Here is a 25,300-nt window from a genome sequence, read left to right on the forward strand (position 1 = left end):
CGAAGTTAAAGGAAAAATCAATACATGCCATCAGGGCCTCCGAGAAGGCCAACTTCATCCTTTCCATCTTTCTCCTTCCAGAACACTTTCACTTTCTGGGAAATGATGGAATCGATGGACCTGCCTACGTAATCGGCCTGTATGGGCAACTGCCTGCTGAAGCGACGGTCAACCAGCACACAGAGTTCCACTTTTGCGGGCCTGCCAAAATCCAGCAGGGCGTCCAGCGCGGCGCGAATGGTACGGCCGGTATACAGCACATCGTCTATCAGGATTACATTCTTGTTCTCGATGCTGAAAGATATATCGGTGTGATTGGGAACATGCAATTCCCTGCGTACGTCATCACGGTAAAAAGTAATGTCCAGCTTTCCATACTGCACGGTGCCGGGAGGCACTATTTGACGGATCTCCTGCACCACACGATCACTCACAAACACACCACGCGGCTGAATGCCGATCAGTACGGTATTTTCCAGGTTGGTATGGTTCTCCAGGATCTGGTGACTTAATCTCTTGATGGTAATGGCCAGTTGCTGCTCGTTCAATACAGTTTTCAAACCCGAAATTTTTATAAAAATACTTCAAAGAGGCAAAATAACGCCAAATTATTGGAACGGCTGCTTTGCATCCATAAAACAGCGAAACCTGCCGTTGATGCTGTAACGCACCTGTGCAGGTTTCACTTTCGAATTATTTTCAGAAAATTATTTTCCGCTCCAGAGTGTATAAGTAATACCTAACTGGAATACGCGGTTGAACAGCTTCGCATCGCCATCATCATCCAGTCTGCTCAGACCGAAAATGTAGCGGGCATCGATACCTACCGGAGTGGATGGGAATTCGTAGCTGGCGCCGATACCAAGACCAAGATCGAATCCTTTGTATGCATCATTTACATCAACAGTAACATCTCCTGTTTTTGTTTTCCTGGAAACTGCAAAACCGAACTGAGGACCAAACTGTGCATTCAACCCCTGAATGAGTTCGTATTTTACCATCACAGGGATGTTGATGTAATTGAACCTGATTTTTGTATCATCACCAGGACGATCAATTTTACCACCCTGAGTAGAATAAGTCAATTCAGGTTGGATGCTGAATTTATTGCCAACTTTAAAATTTGCATAACCACCTACGTGGAATCCGATCTTTGCATCAATGTTATCAGCATCTTCTCCGCCCCAGTCGGCTACGTTCAAACCACCTTTTAAACCAATTTTTGTTTGAGCATTAGCTGCAGCAAAAGTTCCGGCAAATGCAAGCAGCAAAAAAATCCTTTTCATGTTTCTTCTTGTTTAGTTTATTGACTAGTTGTAAATGCTTACAGAAAGATTCCGTTTTCATTTACGGGTGCAAACATATAGTGCAGATATGAATCGTACAACTTATTGCACCTTATGTATAGCTGAAATTTTCATGCCATCTTTCAAATTCCCATTTTTACACACATCTTTAAACCTGCTACTAAGCTGCATTTCAGGGAGTACTGCATCTTATTAACAAGACGCAACGCCGAAATGGGAATTTTATTTCATACTAAAGAAAATGACCGAAGCATTCACTTCAGTCATTTTCAAAAATCAATTGATGCCAACTTATTACTTACCGAAAAGTTTCCAGCTTATACCAAGTTGAATAGCGTTATTATGCGCTTTTCCACCCATCTCTGTATCGTTGATATCGGAGATACCAAAATTGTAACGGGCATTCACCGCAATTTCTTCAGTGATCTTGTAACCTGCGCCGGCAACCCATGCAAAATCTGTTTTCTTGGTTGCATCTTTCACGTCCAGTTTGTCGTCACCATCTTTCAATTCAGCCTTTGTAAGGAAGCTGATCTGGGGACCAGTCTCAAAATAAAGACCCACTGGCAAATGGTACTGGAACATTACAGGCACAGTGATGTAATTGAGGTTGTGGTTATAATCATCACTTCCATCTTCGATCTTTGCACCTTGTGCAGAATACAATACTTCCGCTTGCGCAGCCATGGTTTTAGTAAAATGATAACGACCATAAGCGCCACCATAATAACCAACTTTCATTTTGGAGTCTTCTGCAAAATAAGATCCGCCGCGGAAATCAGTGAGCTGTGCACCAGCCTTCGCACCCAGGCTGAATTGTGCAGAAGCAGTAGCAATAGAGGCTAAGCAAATAAGAGAGAGCAATACCTTCTTCATAATGTGAAAATTTAAAAGGGGCGTTGATAATGATGTGCAAACATAACGGTCAGCAAAACAAATTGTTCGTAATGATTTGTTAACCTGCATTTTTTTCTTTCGTGTATTCAGAACAGTTATTGCATAAAAAAGAGCGCATGAAGCGCTCTTGATAATTTTATTTCGATAAAAAATTTTATGCTTCCAACATGAAAGGATAACCGTAGTCAACCGGAGGGTTGAAAGTTTCCTTGATGGTCCTTGCGCTCAACCAGCGATAGAGATTGAGGATAGAACCAGCTTTATCGTTGGTGCCGCTGGCCCTTGCTCCGCCGAATGGTTGCTGACCTACCACCGCGCCAGTTGGCTTATCGTTGATATAGAAATTACCAGCCGCGTTACGAAGCTTATTGGTAGCGAGTTCTACAGCATACCTGTCCTGCGCGATGATAGAACCGGTCAAGGCATAAGGAGAAGTATTATCTACCAGCTCCAGCGCTTTTTCAAACTGTTCTGCATCGTACACGTGAATAGTAAGTACAGGTCCGAAGATCTCTTCGCACATGGTCACATAGTTCGGATCCTTTGCTTCGATCACGGTAGGTTGAATGTAGTATCCTTTTGTTTTGTCGCAGTTTCCGCCAACCAGCACAGATGCATTGGCATCATTCTTTGCATTATCGATATAAGACTTGATCTTGTCGAAGCTCTTTTCGTCGATCACAGCATTGATGAAGTTGGTAAAGTCTTCCACTGTACCCATCTTGAAGCTATTGATACCATCCACCAGCAGCTTCTTCACTTCTTCCGCGATATTGGAAGGGATATAAGCGCGTGAAGCGGCGGAACATTTTTGTCCCTGGTATTCAAAAGCGCCGCGCAGCAAGGCAGTGGCCAGCACTTTCGGATCAGCACTCTTATGTGCGAGCACGAAATCCTTACCACCGGTCTCACCCACGATGCGTGGATAGGATTTGTAATTGTGCATGTTCTTACCGATGGTTTCCCACATATTGTTGAACACACCTGTAGAACCGGTGAAATGCACGCCGGCAAAATCCCTGTGACTGAAGCAAACGCTTCCGATTGTTGGACCATCCACGTAAATAAGGTTGATCACACCATCGGGAAGACCTGCTTCCTTCAGAATGCGCATGAACATTTGCGCAGCGTATACCTGTGTATTGGCAGGTTTCCAAACCACTACATTGCCGCACATGGCTGCAGATGTGGGCAGGTTACCGCCGATCGCTGTAAAGTTGAAAGGCGTTACGGCCAGCACGAAACCTTCGAGTGGACGGAACTCCAGCCTGTTGTGGATTCCGGGCGCGCTGATCGGCTGCTGACGGTAGATCTCACTCAGGAAGTGAACATTGAAACGAAGGAAATCGATGAGCTCGCAGGCGCTGTCGATCTCAGCCTGGTAAGCATTCTTGCTTTGACCGAGCATCGTAGTACCGTTCATGTATGGACGATATTTCGTTGCGATCAGGTCAGCTGCTTTCAGGAAGATATTGGCGCGGTTCTCCCAGCTCAGGTTGCTCCAGCTCTCCCTGGCAGCGAGGGCTGCGTCGATGGCTTTGGTAACATGGCTGGCGTCTCCTGCATGGAAATGTCCCAGTGTATGGGCAGTTTCATGAGGTGGGCGGAGCGCTACTTTCTTGCCGCTGCGCACTTCTTCTGCACCGATATACATTGGGATATCAGCCTGTGTATTTTTCAGCTCTGCCAAAACTTCTTTCAGTCGCTTTTTTTCCGGGGAACCCGGAGCATAGCTCAATACCGGCTCATTCGCTGGCATAGGGTATGAAAAATATCCAAGATTCATATCATGTAGTTTTTGTTTGTGAGCAATAGTAGTTATGCAGTTTCCTTTTCCATCATCAGGTATGCTTTGATGAATCCGTTCAGATCCCCGTCCATCACGGGTTGCACGTTACCCACCTCGAAGTCGGTGCGATGGTCTTTGATCATTTTGTAAGGATGGAAAACATAGCTCCTGATCTGGCTGCCCCACTCGATCTTCTTCTTGTTGGCATTGGCCGCATTCTTCAATGCTTCGCGCTTGCGCAGTTCTTCTTCGTAGAGACGGCTCTTCAACATCTGCAAAGCCATTTCCCGGTTCTCACCCTGTGTACGTGCTTTCTGGCATTCCACGATGATCCCGCTGGGAATATGTTTCAGACGAACAGCGGTTTCCACCTTGTTCACGTTCTGACCACCCTTACCTCCAGATCGGTAGAATTCCCATTCAAGATCGGCGGGACTTACTTCCACTTCGATACTGTCGTCCACTAACGGATACACATAGATGCTGGCGAAAGAAGTATGCCTGCGGGCATTGCTGTCGAACGGAGAGATGCGCACCAGCCGGTGAACACCGCTTTCGGCTTTCAGGAAGCCATAGGCGAATGGACCATCAAACTGGAGCGTTGCGCTCTTGATGCCTGCGCCATCACCATCCTGCCAGTCGAGCTCGGTAACGGACCAGCCCTGCTTTTCGCCATACATGCGGTACATGCGGGCAAGCATTTCGGCCCAGTCCTGGCTCTCTGTTCCACCGGCGCCGCTATTGATCTGCAGCACGGCAGGCAGTTCATCTTCAGGTTGATTGAGCGTGCTCTTGAACTCTGCATCTTCGAGATGACTGATCGCCTCATCGTGCGCAACGCGGACTTCCTCCTCCGTTGCCTCACCGGCTTTCCAGAAATCGAAGAGCACGGCAAAATCCTCTACCGAGGTAACAGTTGTTTCATACAACTTTACCCAGTATTCGTTCTGCTTGATGTTCTTGAGAATCTCTGTGGCGCGTTTGTTATCGTCCCAGAATCCGGGAGATAAACTCAATTGTTTTTCCTGGTTGATCTTATCACGTCTGTTATCGACGTCAAAGAAACCTCCTCAGGACCACAATACGGTCCCTCATAGCCTTGATTTGTTCTTGTGTCATAGGGGCGCAAGTTACAAAAAACTAACCGATTGCGGACTTTTTCCGAACTTCACCCTTCAACCACACATATCATGAAGACCTACGTTTTACTGCTTGCAGCCGCATCATTTTTTGCCGCCTGCAACAACGCAGACAATTCCAAAAAAGAAGGAGAAGGCGAAGCCACTAAAATTACTCCCGCAGCTCCAGTGATCAAAGAAGAGTCAGTTGTGTATACAGATGGGAAAGATACCCTAAACGGCTTTATTGCCTACAACGAAAGCACCACCACCAAACGCCCGGCCGTACTGATCGTTCCGGAATGGTGGGGCCTTACCGAATATCCGAAAATGCGAGCGCGTGAACTGGCTAAGCTCGGCTATATCGCCATGGCAGTGGATATGTATGGAAAGGGAAAGGTGGCGGAAGATCCAAAGACAGCCCTGGAATATGCGATGCCCTGGTATAAAGATCCCAAAGCAGCGCAACGACGCATCGAAGCTGCGGCTGCAGTGGTGAAAGGCAATGCCGTTACAGACACCGCACGGCTGGCAGCCATAGGCTATTGTTTCGGCGGATCGATGGTACTGAATGCAGCAAAGCTCGGATCGGATTTTAAAGGTGTAATGAGCTTCCATGGCGGACTTGAAGGCGGTGTAGTTCCCCGGAAAGGGCTTACCAAAGCAAAGATCTTTGCAGCCAATGGCGAAGCTGATACTTTCGTTTCTGCTGAGCAGATCGCTACTTTCAAAAAGCAACTGGACTCAGTGGGTGCTGCTTACACTTTCAAACAATATCCCGGCGCACTGCACGCTTTCACAAATCCGGACGCAACTGAAAATGGAAAGAAATTCAATATGCCGATCGCTTACAATGCTGCAGCTGATACGGCATCATGGAAAGACATGCAAGACTTCTTCAAATCAGTATTGAAATAAACAAAAATTATCCGGAAAAGGATAGGAAGATCAGGGAAAGATCACCGGCATAATGGATAATTTCTATTGTGCATTGGACAAAAAAAGAAGGCCGTTTTCAGCTTTTTTTTGAATGATCCCGACCGCCGGTTTTCATATCCTTTTCTATTTTATGCATACTGCACTTCCTGCTCCTGCTCTACTGTTTCATAACGAGGTAATATAACCGAGAAAGTACTTCCGACTCCCGGATTGCTGTTCACTTTTATACTTCCTCCATTCTTTTCCAGGAAATCCCTGCACAGTTTCAATCCCAGCCCCGTTCCCGTTTCACTGTTGGTGCCGCGGGTAGTGTAATAGTAATCTCCGAACAGTTGCGCGATCGCTTCTTCGCTCATGCCTATACCTGTATCCTGAACGGCAATTTCCACAACAGCTGCATGTTCAGTAGCGCTCACCCAGATGGTTCCGTGTGCTGGCGTGAACTTGATGGCATTTGAGAGGATATTGCGCAATACCAGGCTGATCATTTCACGGTCGGCATAGCAATACACCGGTTGCTGCAGGCTGGCTTCAAGCCAGATCTTTTTGTTGTCCGCCTGCAGGCGAAGCAGGGCTACCGTTTCATCGATCATATGATGAAGGTCCAGCATTTCCGGCTGTACCGTTTCCTGCCGCATTTGCGCCCTGGCCCAGAGCAGCAGGTTTTCCATCAGGCTGGTCACATAATTCATTTCATTGGTTATACCGGGTATCATTTCTTTGATCTCTTTGGCGGAAAGCTTTGCCTGCTGCATGCTGAGGAAGAGATTGCGAAGGGCATACATCGGCGTTTTCAGGTCATGGGCGATCACGGAGAACAGTTTTGTTTTGATCTGATTGAGCTCTGTGAGCTCTTTGGTTTGTACTTCAAGGAGTGCAGCCTTTTCGGCGATCTCACGTTTTTGTTTGCCGATGGCCAGGTTCTGCTGATGCAGCTCGCGGCTTTTCATCATCAGCGTATACTGATAACGGAGATGTTCCTGTTTGATCAGGAAGAGTGCATAAAAAATGAATCCCAGCGCCAGGATATGATTGAATGCATATACCCAGTAGCTGATCTCCGACAATTGAAAGTAATACTCACGGGGAACCACAACCGCTAATAGGTAACAACTGCTGCTCCATAGGAAGGAGAACACCATGCTTACCATTCTTTGAAGAAAGAAAACCGCAGTAACCACATACAAAAGGAAGAAGAGTCCCACTCCTACATTTACTTTCCCGAGATATACGATACAGGTTACGAGGGGGTATAAACCGAAATAGACAAAGCGGGCGTAGCGGTAATGATTTTCCTGATTGAGCCAGAGCACGAGGGTGCAGATAAGCAGCGGGGCCAGGGCCACATACCAGGTCAGGGGTGGCAGGTGCTGATTGCTCAGCAGTCCGGCAAAGACCAGCATCAGTCCTGCCAGCATGCTGATACAGTTGAGCTGGTTGAAAATGATCAGCTTGCGCCGTTCATAATCGTCCATACCGGCGGTAACGCCCAGTGACCGGAGCTGTTTCCATTGCCTGATCAGAGCCTGGCCGCGGGTTTGCATATAAAGTAGTTTTCAGGATATTGAACGGAAACAGTAACGTCCGGAAGCTTGTTTTATTTCGATGAAAAGAAAGACGGGAAAAGCGTTGTACAATTATTATATGTAAATTGCTGTAACAGATTTAATTCCCCTTTAATAGCCCGGACCGTTCTGGCAGGATTCTTGAAAAAAATTCAGGTATCGCCCATTTGTATTATTCATCATTTAAATAAGCAGCTATGAGTACACAAAAAGTTATGCTCGGCACATTAACCGGGGTATTGGCGGGAGTGGCCATCGGAATGTTGTGTGCCCCCGCATCGGGAGCGGAAACGCGTCAGAAGATCGCCGATGGCGCTGGTGCATTGAGGAAAAAGTTCAACCGTTTGATTGGAGCGTCTGCCGACGAACTGGATGAATTGAAAGATGTATTCTCCTCCGAGATCTCAGGGCTCAAGGAGGATGTACGCGAAAGAGTACTTCAATTGATCAAAGCAACCAAGGCAAGTGGCAACAATATCAGGGAACAAGCTACGCTGTAACGTCAGCAGTAACCGAAAAGCTATAGGCTATCGTTTGTGTAAACAGACGGTAGCTTTTTTTATGCTTGCTAATTACAAAATCATTAACATTGTGTTCTAATTATCACAAAATAAAACACTATGAAAAAACTCAACTCTCGTCTTTTCGTATGTGCAGCGCTTGCACTCACCACCATTACTACTCCTGTTCTTGCCTCTGCTGTTGTTGAGCCTGTTCCCGTTTCTGTACCCGGGTCCACGGAACCAACACCTGCTGAAGTAAAAGCAGCCATGGAATCATTCAGGGCGCTTCCCCGCAAGGAAAGGAAAGAAAGACTGAAGGATGCCAAAAAGATGCTGAAAGAGTACAAGGCAGACAAACGCGCCGGCAAAGCTGCAGAAACTGACCAGGTATTGCTGGCCATCCTGGCTATCCTGCTTCCACCGCTGGCTGTATACCTGAAAGAAGGTGAGATCAACAGCAAATTCTGGATCAGCCTTATCCTCACCCTGCTTTTCTGGATCCCTGGTGTTGTATATGCATTACTGGTAGTATTTGATGCAGTATAATTTCACGCATCCCATACCGTAGAAAGATGACTTCAAAAACATCTTTCACCTGTAAATACAAATGCATGAAAAAATTATCGTTCGCCTTATCCGGTATGGCGGTAACGCTATTGATGGCAGCATGCAGCAACAGCATGAACACCACCGGCGGTAACCACAAACTGGAAGGCACATCCTGGAAGCTCACAAGCCTCAGCTCCATCACCGGAGATCTGCCAAAAACTCCAAAGGAAGTGACTCTTCAACTGGATACCGGAAGAGTGTATGGAAGCGGCGGATGCAACAGGTACTTCGGGTCTTACAGCCTGAATGGCTCCTCACTCAAATTCAACGGAGTGGCCAGTACCAAAATGTTCTGCCAGGGAGCTATGGAAGTAGAAGATGGATTGATGCAGTCAATCAATAATACCGATGGATACTTTATCCAGGGAAAGTGGTTGTCACTGCTGAAAGGAGCGGATACGCTGGCGAAGTTTGAAGCATCCCGAACGATACCAAAATAATTTTTCGCTCAGGGGGTCTCATTCAGGTCTGGAAAATAAACCAACGCGGGAGAATATATATGTTCTTCTGTAAGGAGAGATCGGGCGGAAGTAATTCTGTTCAATTTCATCGCTTATATTTTCAAGGCCCTGAATGAGATACCCCTTCGCTTATGGCCCCCGAATGTGCAGCAGTTTAAATACAATATTGGAAGGATAGAATACTGCATAATGGACTTACATTATCTCCTTTTCTAGATCTCTTATCAACATCATCAACCTTCCGTTTAATCATCATGCAAAACTGACCGCCATTACTTTCGCTGATGCACTTGTTCCCATCCCCCTTCCCCACCGCTCCGAAGCAGCGCCAGCGGCCACTCCATTAGCCCAAAAAGAATTGATCATTTCCTCCCCAAGACGGGACATCATTGTGCCCATCCTATTTGCATATGCTTTATGTTTTTAGTCTTATTTTTTTGCCTTCACTGAGTGCCAGGGCCGCCGGAGGGAATATGAATCGCGGCCTATGAAACATAAGCGAAAAAGTCCCATAGTATTACCTCCGCCTAATCTCTTCCCCACAGCCTCATCAAAATTCTCCCGCGCCGGTTTGTTTCATCAGCCGCAGATCATATTCCCCCGCCGGCCCCCACCAAAAAAACAAAAAGCCGGTCGCCCACCAATGAGGGACCGGCAGTTTCCGGGAACGGATCAAACTTTCTTTTTCGGGTATTGAGAAGCGCTGGTTTCGGAGCGGCACCACCCGCTCCACTCTAAATACGTAACATGCCGGCAATTGGATTGCGAATTCCAATGTGTACATTCGTACCCTAATATTTTTTCCATGATCGACCTCCGTTCCGACACCTTCACCTTACCTACCCCGGGCATGCTGGAAGCCATGATGAAGGCCCCGGTGGGCGACGATGTCTTTGGTGAAGACCCATCCGTAAACCTCCTGGAACAACGCATGGCCAGTCTCTTTAATACAGAAGCGGCACTTTATTGTCCAACTGGCACTATGAGTAACCAGATCGGTATTAAAGCGCATACACAACCGGGTGATGAAGTGATCTGCGAGCAGTCCGCCCATGTATACATTTATGAGGGCGGCGGCATTGCTTTCAATTCAGGGGCGCAGGTGCGCACACTGGAAGGCGACCATGGAAGGATCAGGGCTGAGCAGGTGGCAACTGCCATCAATCCGGATGATGTGCACAAGGCCAGAACCAGCCTGGTATGCCTGGAAAACACTTCCAATCGCGGAGGCGGCAGTTGCTACGATCTGGAAGAGATCCGGCGCATCCGCGAGGTTTGCGATCAGCACCGGCTCCTCTTGCACCTCGATGGCGCCAGGCTTTTCAATGCGCTGGTGGCGAAGCAACAGGCTGCCAGTGATTACGGTCACCTTTTCAATAGTATCAGTGTTTGTCTCAATAAAGGGATGGGCTGCCCGATAGGCAGTGTATTGATGGGCAGTAAAGATTTTATCCGCAGGGCAAGAAGGATCAGGAAAGTGTTGGGTGGTGGCATGCGGCAGGCTGGTTATATGGCTGCAGCAGGACTTTATGCGCTGGACAATCATATCGGGCGACTGGCCGAAGATCACAACCATGCTCAATTGATCGGAGCAGCATTGATGCAGACAGATTACGTGGAGAGTCTTTTACCCGTGAGCACCAATATCGTGATCGCAAAAATCAAAGCGCCCTGGAAGCCGGCACAGATCACGGAGCTGCTGAAAGCAAAACAGATCCTCGCGTTACCTGTATCTCCTACTCAGATCAGGATGGTCCTGCACCTGGGCATTACGCCTGAAATGGCCGCTATAACGGTGGATACTATACGAAATTTGAAGTTGGATGACCTATAAACGAGAATCGGACAGCTCTTCGCTGCCCGATCCTTACCTCATTCACGTAGGTTGCAGGGTTTAGGGGAAATACGTAGGGTAAAAATTGTAACTATGTAAAGAGAAGGGATTTTCGCCTGACCGCAATATTTAAGAAACAGTATTTACTCAACCTACGTGTATACACCTACGACTTGATAAGTAAAGAATATTGAAAGCACTTTATTTTTGACCATAATTCTAACCAGATGCTACCGAAAATTAAACCTCAGCGTACCGAAGTGTGGAAAAAACTGAACACGCATTACAAAAAAATAAAAGACGTCCAGATCAGGGAACTGTTTGCAGAGGACCCCGAAAGATTCAATAAGTTTTCATTGCAACTGGAAGATATCCTGGTTGATTATTCCAAGAACCGCATCACGCACAAAACCTTGTCGCTACTGGAAGAGCTCGCCTTGCAAAGCGAGCTGAAAGCTGCCATCGAAGCAATGTTCACGGGAGAGGCCATCAATGAAACAGAAGGCCGCGCCGTACTGCATACCGCCCTGCGCAACTTCTCCGGCAAACCGGTGAAGGCCGATGGCAAGAATGTGATGCCCGAAGTACAACGCGTATTAAAACAGATGCAGGACTTCTGTGCTAAAGTGCACAGTGGTGAATGGAAAGGATATACCGGCAAGAAAATAAGATACATCGTCAATATCGGGATCGGCGGAAGCGATCTCGGCCCTTATATGGTTACCGAAGCGCTGAAACCTTTCTGGATGGAAGGCATCGAGCCCTTCTTCGTATCCAATGTGGATGGCACGCATATCGCCGAAACCTTGAAAAAAGTGAACCCCGAAGAAACCCTGTTCCTGGTGGCCAGCAAAACATTCACCACACAGGAAACAATGACCAACGCCCTCACCGCGCGTGAATGGTTCCTGAGATCCGCCATCGAAGAAGCGCATGTGGCCAAACATTTCGCTGCTCTCTCCACCAATGAAAAGGAAGTAGTGAAATTTGGTATCGACAAGGCAAATATGTTCGGGTTCTGGGACTGGGTTGGTGGACGATATTCACTCTGGAGCGCCATCGGTCTCAGCATTGCGCTCACTATCGGGTACGATCATTTCGAGCAGCTGTTGCGCGGTGCTCATGCAACCGACCTGCATTTCCGCAATACACCATTCGATAAGAATATTCCTGTGGTCATGGCCCTGATCGGTCTCTGGTATACTGACTTCTTCGGTACACAAACCGAAGCCATTCTGCCGTACGACCAGTACATGCATCGCTTTGCAGCATATTTCCAGCAGGGCAATATGGAGAGCAATGGCAAGAGCACCGACCGTCGCGGCAAAGCAGTCGACTATGCAACCGGACCTGTGATCTGGGGCGAGCCAGGCACCAATGGCCAGCATGCCTTTTACCAGTTGATCCACCAGGGCACAGTGATGATCCCCTGCGATTTCATTGCGCCCGCCATCAGTCATAATCCTATCGGAGATCATCATACGAAACTGTTATCTAACTTCTTTGCACAAACGGAGGCGCTGATGAATGGTAAATCGAAAGACATTGTGCGTAAGGAACTCACAGCAGCGGGAAAAAGTCATGATGAGATCAAGGCCCTGCTGCCATTCAAAGTATTCTCCGGCAACAGGCCCACCAATTCCATCCTGATCAAAAAGATCACTCCCTATACATTGGGACAGCTCATCGCTCTTTACGAGCATAAGATCTTTGTGCAGGGCGTGATCTGGAATATCTTCAGCTTCGATCAATGGGGTGTTGAACTGGGCAAACAACTGGCCAATGCCATCCTTCCGGAATTGAAAGACAATAAGCCTGTGGCATCTCATGATTCCAGCACCAACGGGCTGATCAATGCTTTCAAAAAAATGCGGGGATAGCAATTAAATTGCTATTTTACCGCCCCGGAAACCATGACCCCATCATATGAAAAACAAACCCTCACTCCTGTTACTGTTCAGTGTAATCCTTTCACTGTACAGTGTAGCACAGGAGCGCCTTTGGAACGATCTGAGTCCAGCAGACCAGGGATTGGCCCAACGCCGTTTATCCGCATCGCCCTGGCCGGGCAAACACCGTTTGGTAAAACTCAATACAACAATAGCAAAGCAGTTACAGCAACTGGCGCCCATGGAAAATGCACAGGCGCCTTTTCCTGTAACTGCTGTGCCTTTCGGGATACCACTTCCGGAAGGCGGACTGCATCCGGACATCATTACGGAATCACCTGTATTGTCGCCCGACATGCAAACGCTCTATCCTTCTATCAAAACTTACAGGCTCCGCGATGAACAGTCAAAAAGATTCACCGGCAGGATCACCATCACGCCCGATGGTGTAAACGGATTGGTTTTTACAGATAGCGGCGCCGCTTATATTTCACAGGCTCCTGAATTCGGGGCCGATGCACATGTGGTGTACTATGTAAAAGATATCGAGCTGCCGCTAACTCTTCGTTGCGCTGCAGAAGAAGAAATCTCAAGGGTAGCTACCCACGAACTGCCCGGGTCACCTGCCCCGCTTGGCAGCGATTGCCAGCTGCGCACTTATCGTGTAGCCGTGTCCGCTACAGGCGAGTTCACGCAATGGGCAGGCAGCGTCAGCAATGCAGTGGCCAGCATCACCAGCACTATCAATGCAGTAAGCGCCATTTACGAACGCGATGCTACTATCCGGTTCGTACTGGTGAACAATACGAATGTGATCTATCCCGATCCTGCCATCGATCCCTTTCCCACAGTGAACTTCCCGGACCTGAATACGCTCAGCATGAATCATGCAACCCTCACCAGCAATATCGGCAGCAGCAACTTCGATCTGGGCATGGTGTTCAACAAGGGCTGGGACGGTGGTCTGGCAAGATTGAACAGCACCTGTCTGATTTCCAGCAAAGGCAGTAACGCCGCAGGGCTCAATTTCGGCACCGGCTCCAATCCTGTTCCGGGCCCTCAGGGACCGGTATTCATCGGAACGGTTGCGCATGAAATAGCCCATCAGTTCAGCGCCACGCACTCTTTCTCTGCCAGCAATGGTCAATGCGGAAGCAATGCAACGGAAAGCACTGCCTGGGAACCTGGCGGCGGATCCACCATCATGGCATACGCAGGAAGTTGTACCGGCAACAGCTACCAGAACAATACCGATCTCTATTTCCATGGCGGAAGCATTGAACAGATCACCAGCTTTGCCTTGAGTTCAGGCACCTGCGCCAGTATTACAAGCACCGGCAATACACCTCCTGTAGTTTCGGTTGATAATAACAGTTATATCATACCACCCGGCACTCCTTTCGAACTTAAAGCAAATGCAACAGATGCCGGAGGCAACCTGCTTTATAGCTGGGAACAGATGGACGCGGGCCCGCTGACCAATGACAAACCCAGTTCCAGCGCCAATTCCGGGCCACTGTTCAGATCTTATCCACCCAATGAAAATCCCGGTCGTGTGTTCCCCTTGATATCCGCTGTTCTCTCCAGCACCATGCCTGATTATGAAGTGCTGCCCACCGTGGCCCGCTCCATGAAATTCAGGGTAACGGTGAGAGACGGCGCACCCGGCGGTGGTTGTACAGCTGAAGCCAATGTGACCGTTACCACGGCCGGCGCTACACCTTTCCGGGTAACTTCACAGAACAACGCCACTTCCTGGACGGCCAATGGGACCAACACAGCTACCATTTCCTGGAATCCCGGCAGCAGCAGCGAAGCACCGGTGAATTGCGCTTCCGTAAACATCCTGTTCTCTGTTGATGGCGGTTACACTTATCCCTATACGTTAGCATCGAATATTCCCAATAGCGGTGGTGCTCAGATCATCATTCCAAGCCTTGCCACCAGTGCAGGAAGGATCAGGGTACAGGCAGCCGGCAATATTTTTTTCGATGTCTGCCAAGGCAATATCACCATCTCCACCGGCTGTTCCGCATCAGGCGCAATGGTCACTCCTGACGATAATGTAACTGCCGGTGCCGGTGATCCATCGCTGGACCTTAGTCTCAGCCCTGCATATGGCAGCATTATCAATAATTTCACAGGACAACTCACCAACGCTGATCCGAAAACTGCTATTGCTTTTAACAATGTGGGAGCAGGCAACTGCCAGACTTCCGGCAATGTGTACCAGCACAAACGCTACCGCTTCATGGTGAACAGGGCTGGAAATTACAGTTTCATTATTCCATCCGCCACTTATCCGGCAGTGATGAACCTGTATCAGAACAATTACAATCCCACAAGTCCCTGCGCCAATTTCCTGAACTCGAACGGTACCAGGACCGGGAATGGTGTTGGGGTTGGAACCAGCTTCACGCAGAGCTTATCGCCCGGCATCTACTATGAACTTACAGTAGGCACTTTCAACAATAATTATCCGGCATTGCCACTCAATTACACCATCACATCCACCAACAATGTGGGAGGCAACCTGTATACCAATTATCCTTCACCCGGCGCAGGATTCAATTACACTTATGTGATCGTGAACAATACAACCGGATTGATAAAAGCCTTCGATGCCGGCGCCAATCTGTCTAACGCCAACAATTATCCGCCCGGCGCCTATTCGGTATATGGACTTTCGTACGGCACCAGCATTACAACATTCAACACCTACCAGGGAGGCAGCTTCGATGCCTTTAAACAGGCAGTGCTGACCAATCCCGGCACGCTCTGCGCAAGCCTCAGCGCCAATGCAGTGCAGGTGATTGTGAAAGGCGATGGCCCTCCGCCATTGCTTCCGCTCAACGCTATTCTGAGAGACAATTCTGTTTTGCTGAGATGGAGCACGCTTACTGAAAATGGCGTCAGTCATTTTGAGATCTACCGTTCTACCGATGGCAGCAATTTCCAGAAACTGCCCGGACAGGTAAATGCCAAAGGGAACAGTAACTCGCAAACCGACTATACCTATACCGATAATTCACCCGCAAGCGGCGATAATTATTACAGGATACGCCAGGTAAACTTCGACGCGCAGGTAGTGATGAGCAGCATTGCCAAAGCCGGACGTATAGATAACAATACCATAATACGGCTTCGCCCCAATCCCCTAAAGGACCAGCCGCTTCATTTGGAATATATTACAGGCAACAGGGAAGAATTGCGGATAGTGATCACCGATAGCAAAGGAGTTGTAATCACACAGTCTGCAGTATTGGCAAAACCAGGCGCGAACACCTTCCTTTTCAACCTGCAGCACCTGGCGAAAGGGTTGTACTTTGTTACCATCCGTCGTGATGCCGGCACCATTGTATCCAGGTTCGTAAAACAATAAAAGTAGAAATGTAAAAAGCCTCCGGTATCTGGTACCGGAGGCTTTATGATAAAAAGAATTAAGACTAAAGAGGGATTACCATTTGTCTACTTCTTCACCTGCATCGGCTGATGCGCTGTGTGAAGGAGCTGCTGCACTGGCTACCACTACCACTTCTTCTGCAGTGTCCACTTGTTCTTCTGCCACTTCACCTTCTATTCCCTGCTCATTGTCCTGGTCGTGGTTGTAAGCATCGAAATCAAAGTTAGGCATCAGATCAGTCTTTACATAGTCAACAGCTTCGGTCAGCGCTTTCAGGAACTTATTAAAATCTTCTTTGTAGAGGAAGATCTTATGCCTGTCGTAACCGTTTTCGTTGAATTTCTTACGGCTCTCCGTGATGGTAATGTAATAGTCATTGCCGCGGGTAGCTCTCACATCGAAGAAGTATGTTCTTCTTTTCCCAGCTCTGATGCGCTTACTGTAAACGCTTTCCATTCGTTTGTCGTTGTTTTCGTACGCCACAGTCATTTTAATTTTTGCAGTTTAATAATTGGCAGTTTTACAAAAAAGTAGGCACAAATATAATATTGTTTTTGAACCGGCAAAATTTCCGGCCGGAATTTACGTGGTTTTATTTAACCGGAGAATAGTAAGTTAACTACTTAATTGTCTTCAGGAGTATCAGATCGTTCCAACAGTTGTTGTTCATACAAATATGAGTAATACCCGTTTTGGGCCAGTAACTCATTGTGCGTTCCTTTCTCCACCATTTTCCCTTCTTCCATTACGATGATCTGATCAAAGTCAAATAGTGTAAAAATACGATGCGTAATGATGATAGCAGTCTTGTCTTTAAGGTAACGGTTCAGGTTACCGAGAATCTCCTTTTCTGTTCTGGCGTCAACTGCGCTGAGGCAATCATCGAAAACAACGATATGCGGGTCCTTGATCAACGCGCGTGCAATGGAGATCCTTTGCTTTTGTCCGCCACTGAGTGTAACACCGCGTTCACCGATCATCGTATTATATTGATCATGAAAGCCTGCGATCTCCTTTTCCACGCTCGCATGGCGGGCAGCGAGCTGCACTTTGCTCATATCCGGCGCTCCATCCAGCCCAAAGCTGATATTGCTTGTGATGCTATCGCTGAACAGGAAAACATCCTGCGGTACATAGCTGATCTGTTTGCGGAGGCCCTGCAGGTCCATCTTCCGGAGATCTGTTTTATCGATTTCTATATTTCCACTGCTGGGATCGTACATGCGCAGCAGTAATTGCGCTATCGTAGTTTTACCAGACCCGGTATGTCCGATGATGGCGATCTTCTCACCGCGCTTCACATGCAGGTCGAATGATTTCAATGCATGTATGCCGGTATTGGGATAAACGAAATCTACATTGTTGAAATCGATCACGCCATCCAGTGATGGTTCGATAGCGGCAACAGGCTCTTCGATGGCAGGGACAGTGTCCAGGAATTCGTTGAGGCGTTTCTGTGATGCCGCTGCGCGCTGGATCATACTGGCCGTCCAGCCAATAGCGCTCACAGGGAATGTGAGCATGTTCACATACATCACAAACTCTGCAATGGTGCCAATTGTAATGGATTGATCCCCGCGGATAGCATAAATGCCACCGATCATGATGGTGAGCAGGGTGCTCAATCCGATCAGCAGCGCCATGCTGGGGAAATAGATGGCTTCCACTTTTGCCAGTCCGATCGCATTTTCCTTATAGGCCTCTGCATTCTTATTGAAGAAAGAGAACATCGCTTTTTCCTGCACAAAGGATTTGATCACGCGAATGCCGGAATAGGATTCCTGCGCATTGGTGGTGAGGTCGGAAAGCAGCCCCTGGATCCGTTCACTTTTCCTGTTGATGATATTGTTAACGAAGTAGATGGTGATGGCCAGCAATGGCAGCGGGGCCAGCACATACAAGGTAAGCATCGCGTTGGTGGCAAGCATGAAATATACACTGAAACCAATGGTCACCGCCAGGTTGATGAAATACATCAATGCCGGGCCAGTATACATACGCACGCGGCTCACGTCTTCCGCAATCCGGTTCATCAGGTCGCCTGTGCTATGTGTCTTGTAAAAATTGGAATCGAGTTTCAGGTAATGACCAAACACTTCGTTCTTCTGATCGAATTCAATATGCCTGCTCATCACGATGATGGTCTGCCGCATCAAAAACAGGAAAAATCCACTGAGTATAGCCAGTGATAACAATACGATGCCCGTCCACACGATCTTCTGTCCGAAGCCCAGTTCGGCGCTGGTGAACTGATGGATCAGCTCCTTTACGCCAATATCATAATTGGATTGCTTTTTCGTTACCTCACCTATCCTTTCGGAATAGTGACCTGGTGAATTTTTCTGGATCAGTTCCAGTTGCACTTCATCAATCACAAAGCCCGTCAGTTGCGGAGAAAGTATTTTGAAATAGTTGGAAAGCACGATGAACAGAATACCGAAGAGGAATCGCCACCGATATTTCCAGAAATACTTGTTGATCGCCTTTAAATGCTTCAATCGGGGAAATTTTACGCAAAGGTAAAGGATATGAAAGAATATCGCCGCCGGTGACGGAAGCCTCTTCGCTGTATTTAATAATTTATTATGTCAGAAGGGAAAAACAGGCATTCCGGCGGGGCATATTGCAGCTCATCGGAATCTGTCGCATACAATTGGGATGCCGATAGCATTTGCAGGATCAAAACCAATTGTATGCTTCGCACGCAAATTTTGTTGATCCTATCCTGTTTTTGGGCGTTTCAAAATGCGCAAACAGTTGAGCATAGCCCGGGACCTGTAAACAAATTTTTCAAAAAAAATATCTATTGCGCGTAAGGGTTTTCTCAGGCAAGCGTGTATCATTATGGTAAAACCATTTCAACCACCTGCTCTGAAAGATCAAGAAGGCATACCAGGCGCAGAAGCGGAGCGGGCTGGCGGCCATGGCTTCCCGGACAAATATGTGTATCAGCGTCATGTTTTTGCTTATAAAGCCGTTCCTCCATCGGCCATCCACAACAAATTGGTATTGGAACTGGAATGCGGCGAAGGTTACGGCATGGAGATGCTTTGCCGGAATGCCACCTGCCGGATGGCGGCAGACAAGAAGAAACCAGCGCAGATCAATTTAGGCGGCAACCTGGATTTCAGAAGATGAATACTGCCTGCTCTCTCCACTTTCAGCGATGAAAGTTTCGATACCATCATTTGTTTCCAGGTGATCGAACATATCAGTTATGATCATGCGCTGATGAGAGAAATGAAAAGAGTATTGAAAAACGGAGGCGTCATCTGTCTCACAACACCCAACAGGCGAATGTCGCTCCCACGCAATCCCTTCCATATACGTGAGTACAATGTACTGAACCTGCAATGCCTGCTTCCTGCTTTCATGCTGCGCGGCTTTTACAGCCTGCTCAATAATTGTTACCGGCTGCTGATCGCCAAACAGGCTCCGGATATTACCAGCTCCATCCATCACACCGATTTTTTCCTTGATTCACATGCAGGCAACTGCCTCGACTTCTTCCCGGAACTGAAAAAAAGATAAGGTTCTGAAAATCCGTAATTTAGTTGTGTGACCGTTATCACCAAAAATGACAATGGCAAAAGGCAACTTTGTGCAACTAAAAAATTACGGCTATGTATTTTCAGCATGTTTATGATAAAAGCCTGGCACAAGCCAGTTATTTCATCGGATGCCAACAGGCAGGCGTTGCAGCAGTGATAGATCCCAAGCGCGATGTGGACACATATATTAAGATCGCGCAGGAGCAGAACATGGCCATCACTCAGATCTATGAAACGCATATCCATGCCGACTTCCTCTCCGGCAGCCGCGAACTGGCCGCGCTCACCGGCGCAACCATGTACCTGTCAGGAGAAGGCGGACCGGATTGGCAATACGAATTTGAACATCATTCTCTTCATCACGGCAACAGCATCAAACTGGGCAACCTGCAATTTGATGTGCTGCACACACCAGGCCATACACCTGAAAGTATCAGCCTGCTGCTCACCGATCTTCCCGGTAGTGAAGATCCCGTAATGCTTTTCACCGGCGATTTTGTTTTTGTAGGCGATATCGGCCGCCCGGACCTGCTGGAGAAAGCAGCCGGTCTCAAAGGCACCCAGGAAGCTGGCGCTCATCAACTGTTTCATTCATTGAAACAATTCACCGATATTCCCGATTATGTACAGGTATGGCCAGGACATGGCGCAGGATCCGCCTGCGGCAAGGCTTTGGGCGCTGTGCCTGTTACCACCGCAGGATATGAGAAAAGAAGGAACTGGGCTTTCCGCTTCAATAATGACGAAGCAGGATTCGTCGCAAACCTCCTGGAAGGACAACCCGAACCTCCGAAGTATTTCGCCATGATGAAAAAGCTGAACCGGGTTCCCCGTCCGCTGCTCACTTCCGTGCCAGTCATCCCGCAACTGGATGCCACCGCGCTGAAACAGGCAATGGACAAAGGCTATCGCATCATCGACACCCGTCACAAATCAATATTCGCCAAAGGCTTCATTCCCGGCAGTATCAATATCCAGGGCAACAACTCCTTCTCCACCTGGGCAGGCTGGCTCCTGAATTATGAAGAACCATTCATTCTGCTGGCCGAACCCGGTCAACTGGACGATCTAACCCGGAAGCTCATGCGCATTGGGCTCGACAATATTTTTGGATACATTCCATCTGTGGAAACTTATACAAATAACGGAGGACAATTAACAGAAGCACAATTGACAGATTACAAAGGATTGCTGGCATTGCAGGCGCAAGGCCCCGTCCAACTGGTTGACCTGCGTGGCGCTACCGAATATCAGACAGGTCATATCCCCGGTGCAGAAAATGTATTCGTGGGCACATTGCCTCAACAACTGCAGAAAATAAAAAAGGATACAACCGTAGTAGTTCATTGTCAGAGCGGAGACAGGTCCACCATCGGATATTCATTGCTGGCGGCAAACGGATTCAACAATATCATTAACTTTTCCGGCAGCATGAATGAGTGGGTCCAACAAGGCGGCGCTGTGGAAAAAGGAAATCAATAAAACAAAAAACACCCTGATGTTAGAAGCTATAAAAGCACCCTGGCCCTGGTATATAACAGGTGCATTGATCGGATTGATTGTTGCCGCACTCTTGCTGCTGGGCAACAAACATTTCGGCATATCAGCCAACCTGCGGCATATCTGCGCAGCATGCTTTCCGGCCAATATCAAATTCTTCCGCTACAACTGGAAAAAGGAAATATGGAATCTTTTTTTTGTAGCGGGTATCATACTCGGCGGCTTCATTGCCACGCAATGGCTGTCGAATCCTGCACCTGTGAATATCAATCCCGCACTGGCGGAAGAACTCGCTTCCTATCAGCTCACAGATCATAGCAGTCTTGTACCCGGAGAATTATTTTCGTTCGAAAGCCTTTTCACCCTGCGTGGTTTCATCATCATGGTGGCAGGCGGATTCCTCGTTGGCTTCGGCACACGTTATGCAGGCGGCTGCACTTCCGGACACTCCATCATGGGACTGAGCAACCTGCAATGGCCTTCACTGGTAGCCACCGTGATGTTCATGATCGGAGGTTTCATCATGGCTAATCTCCTGCTTCCCTTTATTCTCCGACTCTAAACCACCTGATCATGCAAATCATCGAAAAAATTAACGGTAAGGAAACTGATTTTGAAGTGCCCGCTTTTGAAAACAGCAACGGCAATGAATCGCAGCAACAACAACCCTGGTGGCATAACCTGAAATACCTGGCAGTGGGAATGATCTTCGGGATCGTTTTTGTGAAAGCGGAGATCATCAGCTGGTACAGGATCCAGGAAATGTTCAGGCTGCAAAGTTTTCACATGTACGGCGTGATAGGAACAGCCGTGGTTGTGGGCATCATTTCTGTCTGGCTGATCAAAAGATCAGGCATTAAGACCATTCATGGTGAGCCCATCACTTTCACTAAAAAGAAATTCAGTAAAGGTCAGGTATATGGCGGGCTCCTCTTCGGATTGGGCTGGGCCCTCACAGGAGCTTGTCCTGGTCCATTATTCGCACAGATCGGAACCGGTGCGCTCGCAGTAACTTTGGTAGTATTGAGCGCCATTGCCGGCACCTGGGTATATGGTTATTTCCGCGAACGGCTTCCCCATTGATAATAACATTAACAATAGTGAACATGGCAGACCAGCATTGAGGTACTAATGCTGGTCTAACCATGTTGCTCAACCGAATTCTAACTACAGATATTCTTGTACTACAGGGAAACAGACAACCAACTATTAAGATCCCCCTATCCCACCTCCAAAATTTCTTTCCGTTCAATTTCCATTTTTCCAGTTGTTCATTTCTAATCTGCCGGCGATTTGTACCTAAACAGGCACGAATAGTGCAATTTTCCCAAACCCTCATTAGCTAATTTTGCCTGTAGCAAAGGGAAATCAGGGTTTTCGTTAAAAACCCGCCATTTCATCCCTGTGATTTGTCCCTAAACGAAAAAATACCGAATATGCACAGGAAAGCATTCATCAACAGATCGGTCTTAGCGCTTATGGCAACCATCACCGGAAGGAAGGCCCTGTTTTCGCAACAGGAATCAACACAAAAAAATTATAAGCCAATGGATTTTGAAGTAGCTATCATCGGTGGAGCATCGGCCGGCCTTTCTGCTGCCATGGCCCTCGGACGCAGTATCAGGAAAACGATCGTTATAGATGGCGGCAGTCCGCGCAACAAACCCGCACCACATGCACACAATATTTTCACCCGAGACGGAACGCCGCCGCTTGAACTGCTCGATATCGCAAAAGCCCAGCTGAAACCTTACACTACAGTTACATTCAAAACAGGAAAAGTGATCAGCGCCAATCTCAATAATAACCTGATCACTCTCACTACAGATTCAAACGAAACATTCACAGTAAGAAGACTTATTCTGGCTACCGGTCTTACAGATGTACTGCCCGCCATCAAAGGATTCCGTGAATTATGGGGAACGAAGATCGTTCATTGCCCCTACTGCCACGGCTATGAACTGAAGGACCAACCCGTAGGTATTCTCATGAACGGAAAGAATGCAGAGCATATTACGCCAATGGTTTTCAACCTCAATAAAAGCATCCATATTTTCACCAATGGAAGAATGGAATTCTCCGAACAATTCCTGAAATGGACAAACAAACAGAACATCCGCATCACTGAAACGGAGGTAGATGAACTGGCAGATGTTGCGGATGGCGTACAGGTCAGATTGAAAGACGGCAGCTCATATCTTGTTACAGGAATTTATTCGAAGGGCGACAAATACAAATTCCACAATGAGCTGGCCGTACAACTCGGCTGCAAGCTCAGTGAAGAAGGCGCTGTACAGGTGGATGACATGTTCAGTACCACCGTGCCCGGAGTGTATGCAGCAGGTGATCTGGCCCACGCCTCCGCCCACCAGGTGATCATTGCAGCAGCAGGTGGCGCCAAAGCAGGCATGGCCTGTAACAATAGTTTGACAATGGAAGATTATGAGCACGCGCAGTAAACCGAAATTGATCCGGAATCCAACGGATTTCCAGCAACAATATTTGTCTGTACCCGGGCAATCAGGTTGCGAATTGAGCAATAACAGCAGAACGCATAATTTCTTTGAAGCCGTTCCACTGGAGAAGCTCAAAATGCTTCACAAGGACAAATCATTCACCACCACCAGGAGAAATTTTTATACCCTGGTGCTGGTGACCCGTGGCTCCATCCGCGAAACCATCGGCTACAGGAATTACGAGTTTGGAGCCAACACACTTTACTTCATCCCGGAAAACCAACTGCATACCATCGAACACTGGAGTAATGACGTGAAAGGATACCATTGCATCTTCGATGCCGATTACTTCCTGCTCTGTCTTAGAAACCAGGTGAAGCTGAACCATTACCCTTTTTTTCAACCAGACAGGGATCCCTTCATGAAGATCACTGAAACTGAAGTAGGAAGCATATTATCGCTGTTCGAGAAAATGCATTTCGAATATTGTAAAAAGAAAAACCACAATGACGATCTGCTGGTAAGGATGTATCTCAATATCCTGCTCATCGAGATCGAGCGATTGTACCAGCACAAACAGGCCGCCGGAGACAATAATGTTCCCAAAAGGCAACAGATGGTAGCGCAGTTCCGTAAACTGGTGGCGCAGCATTACCTGCAGAAAAGACAGGTGGCCGATTATGCAGCCCTGCTCTATGTTACGCCTCATTATCTCAACGATACAGTGAAGGAGATCACCGGCAAATCCGCCAGTGAATTCATTTATGAAGAATTGGTGAGGGAAGCGAAATCGCACCTGATACAAACAGAGAATACTGTAACACAGATTGCAACAGAGCTTAATTTTTCAGACCAGAGTTATTTCTGCCGCTTCTTCAAAAAACATACTGGTCTAAGCCCACAGGAATTCCGGAAAAGACATTTTCATTGATTACATCCGGGAACTCCATCTGTACACCAGCAACTCCTCTCCTTCCATGATGGACCTCTCGAAAACAAATTCCAGTTTTTCCAATAATCCGATGGACCTGCTGTTTTGCGGCGTTACGATGGCAAAGACGGTATCCAGGCCCAATTGATGCTGTGCAAATTCCATCACGCCCTTGCCCGCTTCCAGCGCAAAGCCAAGTCCGCCGAATGCTGGCAAAAGCGCATAACCGATATCGGGAGCAGGCAGATAATCCCGCTTCAATAAACCGCACATGCCCACCACTTCCTTCGTGTCCTTCAATTCCAATGCATACAAACCGAATCCCTGCACCTGATAATTATTGCGGTTCTTTTGGATATACAGCGCTGCGCCTTCCAGGTTTTTCACGCCCCTGTCGCCGATATACTGCAGCCAGCCGGGAGAATTCACTATCTCAAGAACAAAGGCAGCATCATCGCTGGTCAGCTCCCTGATGGTCATACGACTGGTTTCAATTATCATCATATATGTGAAGATTAAGAATGGAGACACACAATTTACTACGGTTT

The 25,300-nt window shown here is 47.7% G+C and carries 23 protein-coding genes; 14 read left to right on the plus strand and 9 right to left on the minus strand.

Going from position 1 to position 25,300, the window contains the following annotated elements; translation table 11 throughout:
* Positions 1–17: 17 nt before the first annotated feature.
* The 5 genes from pyrR to prfB form a co-directional block, all read right to left on the minus strand.
* Positions 18–560: a bifunctional pyr operon transcriptional regulator/uracil phosphoribosyltransferase PyrR gene (gene pyrR / locus FSB84_RS26310; RefSeq protein ID WP_130540816.1), complete on the minus strand. Its 543-nt coding sequence runs from the start codon at positions 558–560 to the stop codon at positions 18–20.
* 147 nt (positions 561–707) lie between these two features.
* A complete protein-coding gene (locus FSB84_RS26315) occupies positions 708–1,286 on the minus strand; it encodes a porin family protein (protein WP_130540817.1) in 579 nt (192 codons plus the stop codon).
* A gap of 315 nt (positions 1,287–1,601) precedes the next feature.
* On the minus strand, positions 1,602–2,183 hold the full coding sequence (locus FSB84_RS26320) for a porin family protein (RefSeq protein ID WP_158644128.1): 582 nt from the start codon (positions 2,181–2,183) through the stop codon (positions 1,602–1,604).
* 175 nt (positions 2,184–2,358) lie between these two features.
* A complete protein-coding gene (gene pruA / locus FSB84_RS26325; protein WP_130540819.1) occupies positions 2,359–3,990 on the minus strand; it encodes an L-glutamate gamma-semialdehyde dehydrogenase in 1,632 nt (543 codons plus the stop codon).
* A 32-nt stretch (positions 3,991–4,022) separates the two neighbouring features.
* Positions 4,023–5,112 (minus strand): peptide chain release factor 2 gene (prfB, locus tag FSB84_RS26330; protein WP_394367088.1). Its coding sequence is split into 2 segments (ribosomal slippage): positions 4,023–5,063 and positions 5,065–5,112, totalling 1,089 coding nucleotides; the frame shifts between segments, so codons are not numbered across the junction.
* 71 nt (positions 5,113–5,183) lie between these two features.
* Between prfB and FSB84_RS26335 the strand changes: the two genes are divergently transcribed.
* Positions 5,184–6,029: a dienelactone hydrolase family protein gene (locus FSB84_RS26335; protein ID WP_130540821.1), complete on the plus strand. Its 846-nt coding sequence runs from the start codon at positions 5,184–5,186 to the stop codon at positions 6,027–6,029.
* Between the two features lie 149 nt (positions 6,030–6,178).
* Here FSB84_RS26335 and FSB84_RS26340 read toward each other — a convergent pair whose 3' ends face one another.
* On the minus strand, positions 6,179–7,594 hold the full coding sequence (locus FSB84_RS26340) for a sensor histidine kinase (protein WP_130540822.1): 1,416 nt from the start codon (positions 7,592–7,594) through the stop codon (positions 6,179–6,181).
* A 218-nt stretch (positions 7,595–7,812) separates the two neighbouring features.
* Between FSB84_RS26340 and FSB84_RS26345 the strand changes: the two genes are divergently transcribed.
* The 6 genes from FSB84_RS26345 to FSB84_RS26370 all read left to right on the plus strand — a co-directional run bounded on the left by FSB84_RS26345 (position 7,813) and on the right by FSB84_RS26370 (position 16,293).
* Positions 7,813–8,115 carry a YtxH domain-containing protein gene (locus FSB84_RS26345; RefSeq protein ID WP_130540823.1) on the plus strand — a complete coding sequence of 101 codons (303 nt, stop codon included), beginning with the start codon at positions 7,813–7,815 and terminating at the stop codon, positions 8,113–8,115.
* A 120-nt stretch (positions 8,116–8,235) separates the two neighbouring features.
* Positions 8,236–8,664 carry a YqaE/Pmp3 family membrane protein gene (locus FSB84_RS31285; RefSeq protein ID WP_207234227.1) on the plus strand — a complete coding sequence of 143 codons (429 nt, stop codon included), beginning with the start codon at positions 8,236–8,238 and terminating at the stop codon, positions 8,662–8,664.
* Between the two features lie 65 nt (positions 8,665–8,729).
* Entirely contained in the window at positions 8,730–9,167 is a 438-nt protein-coding gene (locus tag FSB84_RS26355) for an META domain-containing protein (protein ID WP_158644129.1), read from the plus strand.
* Between the two features lie 826 nt (positions 9,168–9,993).
* Positions 9,994–11,022 carry a threonine aldolase family protein gene (locus tag FSB84_RS26360; protein WP_130540825.1) on the plus strand — a complete coding sequence of 343 codons (1,029 nt, stop codon included), beginning with the start codon at positions 9,994–9,996 and terminating at the stop codon, positions 11,020–11,022.
* A gap of 227 nt (positions 11,023–11,249) precedes the next feature.
* Positions 11,250–12,902 (plus strand): glucose-6-phosphate isomerase, encoded by a 1,653-nt coding sequence (pgi, locus tag FSB84_RS26365; protein WP_130540826.1) that lies wholly within the window; start codon positions 11,250–11,252, stop codon positions 12,900–12,902.
* A 46-nt stretch (positions 12,903–12,948) separates the two neighbouring features.
* Positions 12,949–16,293, plus strand: a complete 3,345-nt coding sequence (locus FSB84_RS26370) for a reprolysin-like metallopeptidase (RefSeq protein ID WP_130540827.1) — start codon at positions 12,949–12,951, stop codon at positions 16,291–16,293.
* A gap of 75 nt (positions 16,294–16,368) precedes the next feature.
* On the opposite strand, the gene FSB84_RS26375 is transcribed toward FSB84_RS26370, so the two are convergent.
* A complete protein-coding gene (locus tag FSB84_RS26375; protein ID WP_130540828.1) occupies positions 16,369–16,803 on the minus strand; it encodes a DUF3276 family protein in 435 nt (144 codons plus the stop codon).
* A gap of 134 nt (positions 16,804–16,937) precedes the next feature.
* On the minus strand, positions 16,938–18,812 hold the full coding sequence (locus FSB84_RS26380; protein ID WP_130540829.1) for an ABC transporter ATP-binding protein: 1,875 nt from the start codon (positions 18,810–18,812) through the stop codon (positions 16,938–16,940).
* A gap of 346 nt (positions 18,813–19,158) precedes the next feature.
* Here FSB84_RS26380 and FSB84_RS26385 point away from each other — a divergent pair, with 346 nt between their 5' ends.
* The 7 genes from FSB84_RS26385 to FSB84_RS26415 all read left to right on the plus strand — a co-directional run bounded on the left by FSB84_RS26385 (position 19,159) and on the right by FSB84_RS26415 (position 24,752).
* A complete protein-coding gene (locus FSB84_RS26385) occupies positions 19,159–19,452 on the plus strand; it encodes a hypothetical protein (protein ID WP_130540830.1) in 294 nt (97 codons plus the stop codon).
* A 3-nt stretch (positions 19,453–19,455) separates the two neighbouring features.
* Entirely contained in the window at positions 19,456–19,845 is a 390-nt protein-coding gene (locus tag FSB84_RS26390; RefSeq protein ID WP_225980122.1) for a class I SAM-dependent methyltransferase, read from the plus strand.
* A 92-nt stretch (positions 19,846–19,937) separates the two neighbouring features.
* The gene (locus FSB84_RS26395) at positions 19,938–21,347 is read left to right on the plus strand and encodes an MBL fold metallo-hydrolase (RefSeq protein ID WP_130540832.1); all 1,410 of its coding nucleotides are present in this window, start codon (positions 19,938–19,940) and stop codon (positions 21,345–21,347) included.
* Between the two features lie 16 nt (positions 21,348–21,363).
* A complete protein-coding gene (locus FSB84_RS26400) occupies positions 21,364–21,927 on the plus strand; it encodes a YeeE/YedE family protein (RefSeq protein ID WP_242626704.1) in 564 nt (187 codons plus the stop codon).
* An 11-nt stretch (positions 21,928–21,938) separates the two neighbouring features.
* Positions 21,939–22,448 carry a YeeE/YedE family protein gene (locus FSB84_RS26405; RefSeq protein ID WP_130540834.1) on the plus strand — a complete coding sequence of 170 codons (510 nt, stop codon included), beginning with the start codon at positions 21,939–21,941 and terminating at the stop codon, positions 22,446–22,448.
* Positions 22,449–22,801: 353 nt separating this feature from the next.
* Positions 22,802–23,824: an NAD(P)/FAD-dependent oxidoreductase gene (locus FSB84_RS26410; RefSeq protein WP_130540835.1), complete on the plus strand. Its 1,023-nt coding sequence runs from the start codon at positions 22,802–22,804 to the stop codon at positions 23,822–23,824.
* The gene (locus FSB84_RS26415) at positions 23,808–24,752 is read left to right on the plus strand and encodes a helix-turn-helix domain-containing protein (protein ID WP_130540836.1); all 945 of its coding nucleotides are present in this window, start codon (positions 23,808–23,810) and stop codon (positions 24,750–24,752) included. The genes FSB84_RS26410 and FSB84_RS26415 overlap by 17 nt, the downstream gene beginning before the upstream one ends.
* On the opposite strand, the gene FSB84_RS26420 is transcribed toward FSB84_RS26415, so the two are convergent.
* Positions 24,753–25,256 (minus strand): GNAT family N-acetyltransferase, encoded by a 504-nt coding sequence (locus tag FSB84_RS26420; protein ID WP_130540837.1) that lies wholly within the window; start codon positions 25,254–25,256, stop codon positions 24,753–24,755. It abuts the gene before it with no gap.
* Between the last annotated feature and the right edge of the window lie 44 nt (positions 25,257–25,300).

Origin of the sequence: Pseudobacter ginsenosidimutans (genome assembly GCF_007970185.1) — a bacterium.
Taxonomy (GTDB): domain Bacteria; phylum Bacteroidota; class Bacteroidia; order Chitinophagales; family Chitinophagaceae; genus Pseudobacter; species Pseudobacter ginsenosidimutans.

Coding starts and splice junctions, on each gene's coding strand:
- FSB84_RS26315 (WP_130540817.1), bottom strand. CDS start 1,286: ATGAAAAGGATTTTTTTGCTGCTTGCATTTGCCGGAACTTTTGCTGCA.
- FSB84_RS26320 (WP_158644128.1), bottom strand. CDS start 2,183: ATGAAGAAGGTATTGCTCTCTCTTATTTGCTTAGCCTCTATTGCTACT.
- pruA (WP_130540819.1), bottom strand. CDS start 3,990: ATGAATCTTGGATATTTTTCATACCCTATGCCAGCGAATGAGCCGGTA.
- FSB84_RS26335 (WP_130540821.1), top strand. CDS start 5,184: ATGAAGACCTACGTTTTACTGCTTGCAGCCGCATCATTTTTTGCCGCC.
- FSB84_RS26340 (WP_130540822.1), bottom strand. CDS start 7,594: ATGCAAACCCGCGGCCAGGCTCTGATCAGGCAATGGAAACAGCTCCGG.
- FSB84_RS26345 (WP_130540823.1), top strand. CDS start 7,813: ATGAGTACACAAAAAGTTATGCTCGGCACATTAACCGGGGTATTGGCG.
- FSB84_RS31285 (WP_207234227.1), top strand. CDS start 8,236: ATGAAAAAACTCAACTCTCGTCTTTTCGTATGTGCAGCGCTTGCACTC.
- FSB84_RS26355 (WP_158644129.1), top strand. CDS start 8,730: ATGAAAAAATTATCGTTCGCCTTATCCGGTATGGCGGTAACGCTATTG.
- FSB84_RS26360 (WP_130540825.1), top strand. CDS start 9,994: ATGATCGACCTCCGTTCCGACACCTTCACCTTACCTACCCCGGGCATG.
- pgi (WP_130540826.1), top strand. CDS start 11,250: ATGCTACCGAAAATTAAACCTCAGCGTACCGAAGTGTGGAAAAAACTG.
- FSB84_RS26370 (WP_130540827.1), top strand. CDS start 12,949: ATGAAAAACAAACCCTCACTCCTGTTACTGTTCAGTGTAATCCTTTCA.
- FSB84_RS26375 (WP_130540828.1), bottom strand. CDS start 16,803: ATGACTGTGGCGTACGAAAACAACGACAAACGAATGGAAAGCGTTTAC.
- FSB84_RS26385 (WP_130540830.1), top strand. CDS start 19,159: ATGGTAAAACCATTTCAACCACCTGCTCTGAAAGATCAAGAAGGCATA.
- FSB84_RS26395 (WP_130540832.1), top strand. CDS start 19,938: ATGTATTTTCAGCATGTTTATGATAAAAGCCTGGCACAAGCCAGTTAT.
- FSB84_RS26400 (WP_242626704.1), top strand. CDS start 21,364: ATGTTAGAAGCTATAAAAGCACCCTGGCCCTGGTATATAACAGGTGCA.
- FSB84_RS26405 (WP_130540834.1), top strand. CDS start 21,939: ATGCAAATCATCGAAAAAATTAACGGTAAGGAAACTGATTTTGAAGTG.
- FSB84_RS26410 (WP_130540835.1), top strand. CDS start 22,802: ATGCACAGGAAAGCATTCATCAACAGATCGGTCTTAGCGCTTATGGCA.
- FSB84_RS26415 (WP_130540836.1), top strand. CDS start 23,808: ATGAGCACGCGCAGTAAACCGAAATTGATCCGGAATCCAACGGATTTC.
- FSB84_RS26420 (WP_130540837.1), bottom strand. CDS start 25,256: ATGATGATAATTGAAACCAGTCGTATGACCATCAGGGAGCTGACCAGC.